The organism is Thermostichus sp. OS-CIW-30 (assembly GCF_054060215.1).
The window spans coordinates 19,579-32,183 of the sequence record NZ_JBSSCZ010000011.1 but is presented as its reverse complement, the minus strand read 5'-3'; the positions used below and the strand labels follow the sequence as shown (position 1 = coordinate 32,183).

At 63.1% G+C, this 12,605-nt stretch carries 8 protein-coding genes; 6 read left to right on the top strand and 2 right to left on the bottom strand.

The features are described from left to right. Nucleotides 1-26 precede the first annotated feature (26 nt). From ACVWZF_RS06255 to lysS, 6 genes are all read left to right on the top strand, one after another. The gene (locus ACVWZF_RS06255) at nucleotides 27-809 is read left to right on the top strand and encodes an AMMECR1 domain-containing protein (RefSeq protein ID WP_457411102.1); all 783 of its coding nucleotides are present in this window, start codon (nucleotides 27-29) and stop codon (nucleotides 807-809) included. Next, nucleotides 799-1,563, top strand: a complete 765-nt coding sequence (locus ACVWZF_RS06250; protein ID WP_011433124.1) for a pantothenate kinase — start codon at nucleotides 799-801, stop codon at nucleotides 1,561-1,563. The genes ACVWZF_RS06255 and ACVWZF_RS06250 overlap by 11 nt, the downstream gene beginning before the upstream one ends. Nucleotides 1,564-1,616: 53 nt before the next feature. After that, nucleotides 1,617-2,753, top strand: a complete 1,137-nt coding sequence (gene aroC / locus ACVWZF_RS06245; RefSeq protein ID WP_011433125.1) for a chorismate synthase — start codon at nucleotides 1,617-1,619, stop codon at nucleotides 2,751-2,753. A gap of 12 nt (nucleotides 2,754-2,765) precedes the next feature. After that, the gene (radA, locus tag ACVWZF_RS06240; RefSeq protein ID WP_011433126.1) at nucleotides 2,766-4,160 is read left to right on the top strand and encodes a DNA repair protein RadA; all 1,395 of its coding nucleotides are present in this window, start codon (nucleotides 2,766-2,768) and stop codon (nucleotides 4,158-4,160) included. Nucleotides 4,161-4,426: 266 nt separating this feature from the next. After that, complete coding sequence (locus ACVWZF_RS06235; protein ID WP_148202723.1) at nucleotides 4,427-5,326, top strand: Uma2 family endonuclease; 900 nt, start codon at nucleotides 4,427-4,429, stop codon at nucleotides 5,324-5,326. 50 nt (nucleotides 5,327-5,376) lie between these two features. After that, the gene (gene lysS / locus ACVWZF_RS06230; protein WP_011433128.1) at nucleotides 5,377-6,912 is read left to right on the top strand and encodes a lysine--tRNA ligase; all 1,536 of its coding nucleotides are present in this window, start codon (nucleotides 5,377-5,379) and stop codon (nucleotides 6,910-6,912) included. 93 nt (nucleotides 6,913-7,005) lie between these two features. On the opposite strand, the gene ACVWZF_RS06225 is transcribed toward lysS, so the two are convergent. Both ACVWZF_RS06225 and ACVWZF_RS06220 read right to left on the bottom strand, forming a co-directional pair. Beyond that, nucleotides 7,006-10,818 carry a tetratricopeptide repeat protein gene (locus tag ACVWZF_RS06225; protein WP_457411101.1) on the bottom strand — a complete coding sequence of 1,271 codons (3,813 nt, stop codon included), beginning with the start codon at nucleotides 10,816-10,818 and terminating at the stop codon, nucleotides 7,006-7,008. Between the two features lie 158 nt (nucleotides 10,819-10,976). Continuing rightward, nucleotides 10,977-12,602, bottom strand: coding sequence for a copper resistance CopC/CopD family protein (locus tag ACVWZF_RS06220; protein ID WP_457411100.1), 1,626 nt, complete (start codon nucleotides 12,600-12,602; stop codon nucleotides 10,977-10,979). Between the last annotated feature and the right edge of the window lie 3 nt (nucleotides 12,603-12,605).

The following is a 12,605-nucleotide window of genomic DNA, read 5'->3' as shown; positions in this document are numbered from 1 at the left end:
TGTGACCACCAACGGGATTCTCTTGGGTGTTCACCTGCCGAGTTCACTTCACGGTTCGATTGCTGGGTCTTCAAGGACTCCGTCCCGCTAACGCGATCGGCCTGCTCCTGGCTGCGGGGCTGGGCTTGTGGACGGGATCCCTGCCGCAGCCTTCTGAGACAACTGCCCCTGTTCCTCCGCCGGAGTCCATGGGTGCCTCGCACCGCTTACGGGATCGCACTGGCGGGACGGAGTCCGGTTCAGAAGGGATCCCCTCTCCCAGCCGGCGACAACCTCTCCCTGACACCCTGCCGGCACTGGCGCGTCAGGCCATTGCCTACTACTTCGCCACCGGCCAGGTGCTGCCACCTCCAGAGGAGATCCCGCCCCACTGGCGGCGCTCTGCGGGGGTTTTTGTAACGGTGAGTACAGAGGGTCGGCCCCGTGGCTGCTGGGGCAGCTTGGATCCCAGCGGCGAGGACCTGGTCAGGGCCACCATCCGGGCGGCGGTGGGGGCAGTCACCCGCGATTGGCGCTACGTACCTCTGCAACCCGGGGAGCTGGAGTCGGCCTCCATTCAGGTAGCCATTGTGCGGCGGGTGGTGCCCATTGCGTCGGCGGGACGGAGTCCTTTTGCCGCTGTGGAGCAGGTGGATCCCACCCGCATGGGCCTATTTGTCCGCTCTGGAACCCGGGGAGCGGTGTTGCTGCCGGGAGAGGCTTTGACGACAGAATGGCAGCTTGCTACCGCTAAGAGGTTGGCCGGGATCCCTGCCGACCAGCCGGTGGAGCTGTTTCGCGTGGAGGCAGAGCTGTTGCATGAGTTTTGAGGAGGGGGCAGATCTCAACGCTTCGCACTGTTGTCGTGAGTGGCTGGCAGCCGTGCTGGGCAACACTCACGTGCGCTGGGGTTGGTTTGTGGAGGAGACCCTGGTGAAGGTGGAGCGGTTTCCTGCTCACCAGCCCTTGTCCTGGCCGCAGCAGACAGAGCTGTGGCTGGCTCCTGTGGGCTCTGCCCCCCTGCCGCCAGCATCGCCCTGGGTGCATCAGTTGGAGCTGTCGCAGGTGCCGCTGCGGGATCCCTACCCGGGGTTGGGGCTGGATCGGGCCTTGGCCCTGTGGGCTGCCGGGATCCACTACGGCTGGCCCTGTTTGGTCATCGACGCGGGTACTGCCCTGACCCTCACAGGAGCTGACTCTGAAGGATCCCTGGTGGGAGGGGCCATCTTGCCCGGCCTGGGGTTGCAGGCGCAGGCGTTGGCTGATCACACAGCCCTGCTGCCCAAAGTGCAGTGGGATCCGCAGGATCCCTTGCCCCCTCGCTGGGCCAACGACACCGTGGCTGCCATCCGCAGCGGCATCCTCCACACCCTCTTGGCTGGCTTGCGCGAGTTCATTGCCGACTGGCGTCGCCGCTTTCCCCAAGGCCCCCTGCTGCTGACCGGCGGGGATGGGAAGTGGCTCCACCCTCACTTGGGCCCGCTTGACCCAGAGCTGCGCTGGGATCCCCACCTGGTGTTGCGGGGAATTGCCGGCTGCCGCCAGCTGCACCGCACTGCCCGCCACTCCCCTAGTGCAGAATAGAAAACAGTCTCTCCCAGCCGCCTGCGAGTAACGGCTTCTTGCTTGGGGATCCCATGGCCAACGGCAACTCCTTCGGTGTCCTGTTTTGCGTGACCACCTATGGCGAGTCCCACGGGGGGGCGGTGGGGGTGGTGGTGGATGGCTGCCCGCCGCGGCTGCCCTTGAGCGAGGCCGACATTCAGGCAGAGCTGGATCGGCGGCGTCCTGGCCAGAGCCCCATCACGACGCCCCGCCAGGAAGCGGATCGCTGCCAGATCCTCTCCGGGGTTTTTCAGGGCTTTACGCTGGGCACCCCCATCCACATCCTGGTGCGCAACCAAGATGCCCGCCCCCAGGACTACCAGGAGATGGCCACCACCTTCCGCCCTTCCCATGCCGATGCCACCTACCAGGCCAAGTACGGCATCCGCAACTGGCAGGGGGGCGGACGGGCCTCAGCGCGAGAAACCATTGGCCGGGTGGCTGCCGGGGCCATTGCCAAGAAGATCCTGCGCCTAGCGGCAGGGGTGGAGATCCTGGCCTACGTGCAGCGGGTAAAAGACGTGGAAGCCCAGGTGGATCCCAGCTCGGTAACTGCAGAGCAGGTGGAGGCCAACATCGTCCGCTGCCCCGATCCCCAAGCGGCGGCGGCCATGATCCAAAAAATTGAGGAGGCGGCGCGGGAAGGGGATTCGCTGGGGGGAGTGGTGGAGTGTGTAGCCCGCCGGGTGCCGCGCGGGCTGGGATCCCCGGTGTTTGACAAGCTGGAGGCCGACTTGGCCAAGGCGGTGATGTCCCTGCCAGCCAGCAAGGGGTTTGAGATTGGCTCGGGGTTTGCCGGCACCTACCTGACGGGCAAGCAGCACAACGACGAGTTTTACATGACCCCCGGCGGCTGGCGCACCCGCAGCAACCGCTCCGGCGGCATCCAGGGGGGCATCAGCAACGGCGAAGACATCGTCCTGCGGGTAGCCTTTAAGCCCACTGCCACCATTCGCCAGCCTCAAAACACCGTCACCCTCAATGGGCAAGAGACGGTTTTGGCGGCGCGGGGACGCCACGATCCCTGTGTCTTGCCGCGGGCAGTGCCGATGGTGGAGGCGATGGTGGCCCTGGTCCTCTGCGACCATCTGCTGCGCCACCACGCCCAGTGCGGATCCCTGGTCTTGTCGGAGGTGCCCCTCCCTGTCGCCGCTGCTCCCCAGGCCTAGGAGTCCCCGGCTATGGCCAAGGCCAAAACCGTCTGGGAGTGCAGCCAGTGCGGCGAGCGCTATGCCAAGTTTTTGGGCCGCTGCGACCATTGCGGCGCCTGGAACACCCTGACGGAAGTGGTCGTCGCCCCAGCGGCCAAGTCCCCACGGGCCCAAGCCCTCGCTCCTAGGTCCAACCGCGCCAATGGGATCCCCCGGTCGGCCCTCCCCCTCTCCCAGGTCTCCTCAGATCGCCACCCTCGCCTCTCCTCCGGCTATGGCGAGTTTGACCGGGTGTTGGGAGGTGGCATTGTGCCGGGATCCCTGGTGTTGATTGGCGGGGATCCGGGCATTGGCAAGAGCACCCTGCTGCTGCAGAGCGCTGCCCACCTGGCCAAGAGCGGGCCCATCTTATACGTGTCGGGGGAAGAATCAGCCCAGCAGATCAAGCTACGCGCCGAGCGGCTGGGGGTGGAAAGCGAGCAGCTCTACCTCTTGGCCGAGACCGACCTGGAGGCCATCGTGGCGGAGATCCAGGCTCTGCAACCGCAGGTGGCGGTGATCGACAGCATTCAAGCCATCTTCTGGGGGCAACTCACCTCGGCGCCGGGATCCGTTTCCCAGGTGCGGGAATGCACCGGCCTGTTAATGCGGCTGGCCAAAAAACTGGGGGTGGCTCTGCTGATTGTAGGCCATGTTACCAAAGACGGATCCCTGGCCGGGCCGAAGGTGCTGGAGCATTTGGTGGACACGGTCTTGTACTTTGAGGGGGATCGCTTCCAAAGCCACCGCCTATTGCGCGCCGTCAAAAACCGCTTTGGGGCAGCCCAGGAAATGGGTGTTTTTGAGATGACCGCCTCTGGCTTGGTGGAGGTGGAGAACCCCTCGCAGCTTTTTTTGAGTAGCCGGGATCAGGCCATGCCCGGAACAGCCACCATCGTTGCCTGCGAGGGCACCCGCCCCTTGGTGGTGGAAGTGCAGGCCCTAGTCAGCCCCACCAGCTACAGTTCCCCCCGCCGCACCTCAACCGGCATTGAAATCAACCGCTTTTTGCAGATCTTGGCCGTGCTGGAAAAACGGGTGGGGATCCCGCTTTCCAAATACGATGCTTACATCGCCTCTGCCGGCGGCATTCAGGTAGCCGAGCCAGCTGCCGACTTGGGGGTAGCAGTGGCCGTGGCCGCCAGCTTCCGGGATCGCCAAGTGGATCCTTTTACAGTCCTGATTGGCGAGGTGGGACTGGGGGGGCAGGTGCGCCCGGTGGCCCAGTTGGAGCAGCGCTTGAAAGAAGCCAGCAAACTGGGGTTTCGCCACGCCATCATCCCCAACAGCCCTGTGTTGTCGGATCACGGCCTGCGCCTGAGTCGGGTGCAGCGGGTGTTGGAAGCCCTGCTGGTGGCTGTGCCCGGTTCCCAGAGCGCAGAGTGAACATCCCCTTGCCTTCCACCCGTCGCCGGCTGCTGGGCTCTGCTGCGCCTATCTCCAAAGGCCAAGCAAGGACTCCGTCCCGCTAACGCGATTGGACTCCGTCCCGCTAACGCGATCGGCATCCGCTGCTTCGGTGGCATGTCCATCATGTTCCCGAAAACTTTTGTTACCCTCGAAAAAGGCTACGCCTGCTGGGCAAACAGCTCAGCAGCCTTAGCTGAGCCCTAGTCCGTAGTTAGCAACACCAGCAAGGGATCCCGGTGAGCATGGTTTCCGCACCCTCCAGCCCAGTCCAGCCCTCGATGCCAGAGACGGCATTTCCTCCGCCACCGGATAAAGGCTACACCCGCTGCGCGAACAGCGACCTGGTCATCGAGGATGATGAGCCCGCGGACAGCATTCTCTCCAAAAAGCTGCAGCGCCTGCTCACCAGCGCTCTCTACGCCTCCTTCCAGCCCAAGGCCGAAGACACGGGGGAGCTGATCCCCTTTTTGGCCACAGCCAATATTGGCCTGTTCTCTGCCCTCAAACTGCCCCCCCTGATGCCCGATGTGACGCTCAGCCTGGAGGTGGCTCCCCCCGCCAGCTTTGAGCGCAAGGAAGATCGCACCTACCTGGTCTGGGAGATGGGTAAGCCGCCGGATGTGGTCATTGAGATTGTCTCCAAGCGCAAAGGGGAAGAGCTGGGCCGCAAACGCAAAGACTATGCCCGCGCCGGCGTCAGCTACTACGCGGTCTACGATCGCACAGCGGGCGTAGCCTCTCCCTTGCGGCAACTAAGGGAACTGCAGGGATCCCCTCTGGCCCTTTTTCAGCGGCGGGGGGGTGAGTTTGTCCCCTTCGCGTCCACCTGGCTGGAGGACAAAGGACTCCGTCCCGCTAACGCGAAAAGACTCCGTCCCGCTAACGCGATCGGGCTGGGCTTAACCCTCTGGCAGCGATCCTTTGAGGTCGTGAATACCGAATGGCTACGCTGGTGTGATCGGGAGGGGCAGGTTTTGCCCACCGGCGAAGAAAAGGCTGCTCTGGAACAACAGCGCGCTGAGGCAGAACGCCAACGGGCCGAAGCCCTTTTGGAGCTGCTGCGTTCCCACGGCAAAGGACTCCGTCCCGCTAACGCGAAAGGACTCCGTCCCGCTAACGCGATCGCACCGCCGGCAGCCTGAAAAATCCCGTCCCTAACGGGGCTTCCATTGTCCATTGCCTATCCACCGCCATGTCCACTCTCCCCAGCAGCAGCGAAGCCGCCCAACGGGCCGCCCGCCTGGAAAAAGCCCAACACCTGCGGGAACAAGGGATCCCGCCCTATGCCTATTCTTTTCCTGTTACCCATCTGGCTGCCGAGCTGCAGGAGCAATTTGCCGACCTAGAGCCCGGCGGCGAGCGGGAGGATGTGCAGGTGGCGGTGGCCGGGCGGATCCGGGCGCGGCGGGTCATGGGCAAGCTGGCTTTCTTTACCCTTCAGGATCGCTCCGGCACCATTCAGCTTTATCTAGACAAGAAACGGCTGACGGAGCAGATGGGGGAGCTGGCCTTCAAGAACCTGGACAAGCTCATCGACGTTGGCGATTGGCTGGGGGCCAAGGGCTGCCTGAAGCGTACCGAAAAAGGGGAATTGTCGGTGCGGGTGGATGAATACCAAGTGCTGACCAAGGCCCTGCTGCCGCTGCCGGACAAGTGGCACGGCCTGCGGGATGTGGAGAAACGCTACCGCCAGCGCTACGTCGATCTCATCGTCAACCCTGAGGTCAAGCAGACCTTGCTCGACCGCGCCCAGATCATCCGCTCCCTGCGGCAGACTCTGGAAGAGCGAGGTTTTGTGGAAATTGAGACGCCAGTGTTGCAGGTGATCCCCGGCGGGGCGGAGGCGCGGCCTTTTGTTACCCACCACAACGCCCTGGATCTGGATCTCTACTTGCGCATTGCCACCGAGCTGCACCTGAAGCGGCTGGTGGTGGGCGGGATCGAGCGAGTCTATGAAATTGGGCGGGTCTTTCGCAACGAAGGCATCTCCACCCGCCACAACCCGGAGTTCACCTCTCTAGAGGCCTATCAAGCCTTCGCCGACTACCACACCATGATGGAGCTGACGGAAACCCTGGTCTGCAACGCCGCCCTGGCGGTGCGGGGATCCCTGCAGCTCACCTACCAAGGGGAAGCCATCGACCTCACCCCTCCCTGGCGACGGGTGACGATGCAGGAGCTGGTGGAGGAGGCCACTGGCATTTTCATCGATGTGGAAAAGGGATGCCCTGAAGAGCTCTTGCCGGCCTTGGCCGCCCAAGGGATCCCCGATCTCTCCCCCCAGGACTCCCCCGGCCAGTTGCTGGTCAAAGCCTTTGAGCACTGCTGCGAGAGCCGCCTGCGCCAGCCCACCTTTGTTCTGGACTATCCCCTGGAGGTGTGTCCCCTCACCAAGCCCCACCGCAGCAAACCGGGGTTGGCCGAGCGCTTCGAGCTGTTCATCGTTGGGCGGGAGACGGCCAACGCCTACTCCGAGCTCACCGATCCGGTGGATCAGCGGCAGCGGCTGGAGGCCCAGGCAGCCCTGAAGGCAGCCGGCGATGAAGAGGCCCATTTTCTGGATGAAGACTTTCTCACCGCCTTGGAATATGGCCTGCCCCCCACAGGTGGCCTGGGCGTGGGGATCGACCGCTTGGTGATGCTGCTGTGCGACGCTCCCAGCATTCGCGATGTCATTGCCTTTCCGCTGCTGCGGCCCGAGACGGGAGAAGTGGCGGAGGAGGCTTGAGCCGATCCCTCTAACTGTCCATTCAAATCCCATCGATTTCTAAGAGAGGTTGGAGGTGGCCGCGGCGACGGCGCGGAGCCTTTGGGAAGTGTCTCAACCTATTTTGAAATAACTAGCGATAACGTCTTCCAAAAGCCGACCTTCGTACCCTTGCATCTGGAGGGCAGCCTGGAAATCCTGGCAGGCTCTCTGCCAATCCCCAAGGGCAGTCCGGGCCAGGGCGCGGTTGAAGTGGGCTTTGAGGTGGCAGGGATCCCTATCGCTCGCGTCAGCAGTGCAGAGTGTTATGGCTTGGTCGTAGTCGCGGATGGCCGCCGAAAAATCCCCCTGTTGGGCGTAGGCCCAGCCGCGGTTGTTCAAAACCCAGACCCGCTCCTGGGGATCCAGCTCCAGTTGCAGCAGTCGGGTGTAGTCTTCTATCGCTTTGTCCGTCTGTCCCTCGCCATCCCACAGGAGAGCTCGGTGGAGCAAAGCAGAGTGCTCCTGGGGGTTCAAGGCCAGGGCCTGCGTGTAGTCGGCAATGGCCAGCTCAGGGCAATTGGCCTGCCGGTGTAGATCCCCCCGTTGACGGTAGGCCAGGGCAGCATTGGCCACCCCCCAGTCTCGGTCAAGACTCAGGGCTTGGTCGAGATCCGCCAGTGCCATCTCTTGATCCCCCAAAGCCAGATGCACCGTTGCCCGCAAAGCAAAAGCCTGAGAAGCCTGCGGTTGCTGCTGGATCAGCGCCGTGAAATCGGCCAACGCCCCAGCCAGATCCCCCCTCTCTTGGCGACACAAGCCCCGATACAACAGGGCTTCGGTGACCAGCACTTCTGGATCCCCTGGGCTGGCCAGCTCCAAGACCCGATCCCAATCGGCTATTGCCCCCTCCAGGTTGTGGCGCAGGCGGCGGACTTGGGCCCGCTTCAGGTGGGCCTCCAGATAGAGCTGCCGGGACTGTTCCCCGTCTTGGGCCTCTTCCTGGATGACTTGGTCGAAGTCGGATTCAGCCTGCGCGTAGTACCCCAGCTCCAAGGACTCCGTCCCGCTGACGCGATCCTGCTCCGCACGGTTGGTAGGGCCATCGGTGCCGCGCACTGCCAACGTCAACAACAGAGAGCCGCGGGCCAAGCGGGCCATCCTGTGTTGGGGATCCCGCTGCAGCAAGCGGTTGAGATCTTGCAAGGCCGCTTCGGTCTGACCCAACTGCTGCAGGGCTTGTCCTCGGTGCCACAGCGCTTCCCTGTGGTCAGGATCCTGCTGCAAAACCCGGCTGAGATCCTGAATGGCGGAATCCCAGTTGCCCACCTGTCCATGGGCCATGCCCCGTCCCAGCCAAGCCGTCCAGTCCTGAGGATCCTGCCGCAACACCTCGTCGTAGTCGGCAATGGCCTCTGGCCACCGGCCCAGCTGTCGGCACAACTCAGCTCGCTCTTGGCGCAGATCCCGCCGTTCCGGCTGCAAGCGCACCGCCTCGTTCAACTGCTCCAAGGCCGCCTGCAGATCTCCCGTCTGGATTTGGGCCCGCGCCAGATCTCGGCGGATATCCGCCTCGGCCACTGCCACCCCCAGCGCCAAAGCCTGGTGGTAATCCTGGATGGCCCCCAGCCCATCTCCCAGAGCAGCCCGCACTTGGCCGCGATGGAAATAAGCCAAGCCCGACTGAGGATCCCCTTGCAGAGCTTGGTCGAAATCGGCCAGCGCTCCCTGCCAATCCCCCAACCGTTGCCGTGCCATACCGCGGCGCAGATGGGCATTCAACAGCAGCTCCGGCCCGCGTGGGATCCCAGGCCTCGCCGCCCACTGCAACACCTGCGAGAAGTCCTCACAGGCTGCCGGCCAATCTTCCCGCTCAGCATGGAGTTGGCCGCGGTTGAAGTAGAGCTGAGGGTTCTGCGGATCCCGCTCCAGGGCAGCTGTATAATCCCGCAGAGCCGCCAGGGGATCCCCCAACAGCCAATGGATTCGCCCGCGGCTGCTGTAGGCACTGGCATCTTGGGGATCCAAAGCAATGGCCTGGTTCAAGTCGGACAAAGCCGCTTCGATGTTGCCCAAGTCCAGGTGGGCAATGCCTCGGTTGAGGTAGGCTTTGGCCATTTGGGGATCCAGCTCCAGGGCGCGGTTGAAGTCTGCCAGAGCGCCGCCGGGATCCCCCAGCCCCTGGCGAGCCAAGCCCCGGCAGAGATAGGCCCGCGACAGGTTGGGATCCAGACGGAGAGCCTGTTCACAATCGGCCAGCGCCGGCTCCAGGGTGTTGCTGCTCAGGTAGGCCATGGCCCGCTGCAAGTAGAGATCCGCCTGGGCTGCCGCCTCTGCCTCAGGTAGCTCAGTGGCCTCAGCAGACCGTAGGGATAGGGCCTGAGAAAAATCTTCAACGGCCCCTTGGGGATCCCCCAACGCTTGCCGGGCCAGGCCCCGGTGGTAATAGGCTTTGCCGTGGCGAGGATCCAACTGCAGCGCTTGGGTGTAGTCCTCGACGGCCCCTTGCAAATCTGACAACTGGACCCGCGCCACTCCCCGGTTGAAGTAGGCTTCCCCGTCCTGAGGGTCCCGCTTGATCACCTCGGAAAAATCGGCTGCTGCCCCCTGCGCATCTCCCAGATGGCCGCGCACCACGCCGCGGTTGAAATAGGCCCGCACATCTTCCGGGTTGAGCTCAATGGCCCGCGAATAGTCTTCGATGGCCTGCTGCTGCTGATTGAGTTGCCGGTAAGCATTGCCACGGTTGTAGTAGGCCACCGCCCATTGTGGGTTGAGGCCGAGAGCCTGGGTGTAGTCAGCAACAGCTCCCTCGTAGTCCTCCAGCCGGTAGCGGGCAATGCCGCGGTTGAAATAGGCGCGGGCGTCCCCTGCCAGTTGAATGACTTGGGTGTAATCTGCGATGGCCCCTGCCAAGTCCCCACTTTTGTAGCGGGCGCTGCCCCGCTGGCTGTAGGCGCGGCTATTTTGGGGATCCAATTGAATGGCCAACGTACAGTCGGCAATCGCCCCCTGGAAATCCCCTTGGCGGGCTTTCTCCTGTCCGCGGGCCAACAGGCGCGTCACCAAAACCTGATCCACCGAAACATCGCCGAGCGTCGCCTCTTGGGGAAAAGGCAACAGGGGCCGCAGCGCCTCCAACACTTCAGCAGCGGACTGGAAGCGCTCTTGCCAGTGGGGGCAGATCAGGCGATCCAAAATCTCGGCCAGCTCCTCGCTGACCTGAACCAAATCCCGCCAGAGCAGTTGGCCGGTGCGGGGATCATCCCGGATCTTATGGGGAGGACGACCGGTGAGGGCTTGGATGGCCAGCACCCCTACGGAGTACAGGTCGCTGCAGGGCTGGGGCTTGCCGTTGAGCTGTTCGGGCGCCATGTAGCCAACCGAGCCAATCACCGTCGCCAACTGAGTTTGGCCGGGGGCATGGCTGACCAACCGCCCCACTTCCTTGACTGCCCCAAAGTCGATCAACACCAACTTGCCATCGGCATCGCGGCGCATCAGGTTGGCCGGCTTGATATCCCGATGGACGATCTGGTGGGCGTGTACATGGCGCAGGATCTCCAAAATATCCCACAACAGTTTCAAAACCTCGGCCTCGCTCAGCGGCTTGCCCGGGATCAGCTCCTGGCTGAGATCATGCCCGGCAACAAACTCTTGCACCAAGTAAAAATCCTGATCCTGCTCGAAGTGGGCCAAAAGGCGGGGCACCTGGTCGAAGTGGTTGAGCCGGCTGAGAACCTTGGCTTCCCGTTCAAAGAGCTTGCGAGCCGTGGCCAGTGTATAAGGATCCGTGGAGAGGGGGCGAAGGCGCTTGACGACGCAAGGGCTATCGAAGGTGTCTTGATCCACCGCCTTGTAGGTTATGCCAAATCCCCCTTCCCCGAGGGGATGGAGAATGCGATAGCGTCCCCTGAGCACACTTCCCGCTCTGATCTTGTCTTCCATAGCCAAGCCAGTCGCCTGAGCGGAGCAGCCTTTTGCCACTACGAGCTGGCTCGATTCTGCCACAGGCCGACGCCCTTGGGCGGAGCAATCCACAGCTCCTATCCAGGGTCTTTTTCTGCTTTTTCTTTTCGCGATCTTCAATGTCTGTAACAATTCAGTCAGAGAGAAACCGCGATCTGACCTCGCCGCTCTTCAAAATCGCTGATCAGCAGTCTCACCTCGATCTGCCATTCCCCCGCCAGGGCTAGGGGCACATTTTCCACCACAAATTGGCCAGGCCCATCCGGCGCTACAGTGCGGCGTAGAGGGGGGATCCCCTGTTCTGGCAGGGAAAACCCAAGGGTCAATTCCTGAGCCGGGACTCCCTTCACCTCAGCCCGAATTTGATTTTCCCCAGGACGACAGGGCAGAATCCTCAGGTGCAGGCTGCCTTCCGGCCAGTTCAAGCGCTCTTCACAACTGGTCTGCAAGCCCGACTCCAGTGGGGCTCCCATGCCGTGCCTTCCATTACTGGGAGGAGCCTGGGCCACCAGGAAGCTGGTCAAGCCCAGCACCAGCATCAGCCCCACCAACTCCAGGCGGACGATCCGGCGCAGCGACCGGCCCACCGTCTGCCCACCCTGTTGCAATGCCGGCACCAGCCGAAACTTGTTGTGGGCGCCCAACCCCACCATCATCAGCACCAGCAGCAGCTTGGCCCAGAGATACTGCCCATACGGATGATCCCAGTCCCAGCCGCGGTGGATCCCACCCATCCCCACCCCCGCCAGGATAAGCCCCGGTACCGCCCAGGTGGCCACGTCAGAAAACCGTTGGATGATGCCCACAGAGGGGTAGGGGGCAGATTCCCTGCTCAACAGGCGCTCTAACCCCCACAGCCCCCCTAACCAAAAAGCCGAGCCGGCCAGGTGCAGCCCCAACAGCGCCATCGTCCCCGCGGGATACTCGCTGGTGAGGGCATGGCCGATGGGCAAAAAGGAGCCGAGCACCAACACCGACCCCATACCGCTGGCCCAGACGGCACCTCCCTCACAGGCCCAGATCAGGATCCCTAGCCCCACCAGCCGCAGCCCTGTACCCCAACCGTAGGGAGAAAGCATCACACGCAGCAGCTCTCGCCCATTAAAGTAAGGGTATAGCTGGGCCAAATGCAGACTGAAGGCCACCACGGTCAAGCTGAGGGTGATCCAAGCTGTCGCAAAAGCCCAAGATAAGGGCTCCGCCCCGCTGACGCGATCAGAATCGGCGAAACTGCTCCGCTGCCCCCGCAACAGTCGCCACCAGCCCAGCACCCCCACCACAAAAAGGCTGCCCAAGTAGATCCCCCAGCGCACCCCCACCAGCGGCCAGTACAAGGGATCCCTTCCTTGGGCGTGAGCTGTCCTCGCCGCCTGCAATTGCCCAGGATCGGCTGCCCCCACCTGGAAGGCAAACGATCCACTCACCGGATGGGAATCGGCAGAAATGGCCCGCCAACTGACGATGTAAACCCCCTCTGGGATCTCCTGGGGCAGATCCCCCTGCGGTGCCTCACCCCTGGTCACCCGATTTTCCAAGGGCAGAGCTCGTCCGTTGCTGTCTAAAACCTGGAGCTGTGTGATCTGCACCGGCTCATTGAAAACAAGCCGCACCTGGGCCGGAGCTTCCTGCAACACTGCCCCATCCTCCGGGAAGGTGGAGAGCAAGCTGGCATGGGCAAAAGCGGGCGGGATCCCGGCCACCCACAGCAAGAGGCAGAGGATCCCAGACCAAATCCAAGCAAAACCCCTTTTGGGATGAAACATGCT

Coding starts and splice junctions, on each gene's coding strand:
- lysS (WP_011433128.1), top strand. CDS start 5,377: ATGTCCACTCTCCCCAGCAGCAGCGAAGCCGCCCAACGGGCCGCCCGC.
- ACVWZF_RS06220 (WP_457411100.1), bottom strand. CDS start 12,602: ATGTTTCATCCCAAAAGGGGTTTTGCTTGGATTTGGTCTGGGATCCTC.
- ACVWZF_RS06235 (WP_148202723.1), top strand. CDS start 4,427: ATGGTTTCCGCACCCTCCAGCCCAGTCCAGCCCTCGATGCCAGAGACG.
- ACVWZF_RS06250 (WP_011433124.1), top strand. CDS start 799: ATGAGTTTTGAGGAGGGGGCAGATCTCAACGCTTCGCACTGTTGTCGT.
- ACVWZF_RS06225 (WP_457411101.1), bottom strand. CDS start 10,818: ATGGAAGACAAGATCAGAGCGGGAAGTGTGCTCAGGGGACGCTATCGC.
- aroC (WP_011433125.1), top strand. CDS start 1,617: ATGGCCAACGGCAACTCCTTCGGTGTCCTGTTTTGCGTGACCACCTAT.
- radA (WP_011433126.1), top strand. CDS start 2,766: ATGGCCAAGGCCAAAACCGTCTGGGAGTGCAGCCAGTGCGGCGAGCGC.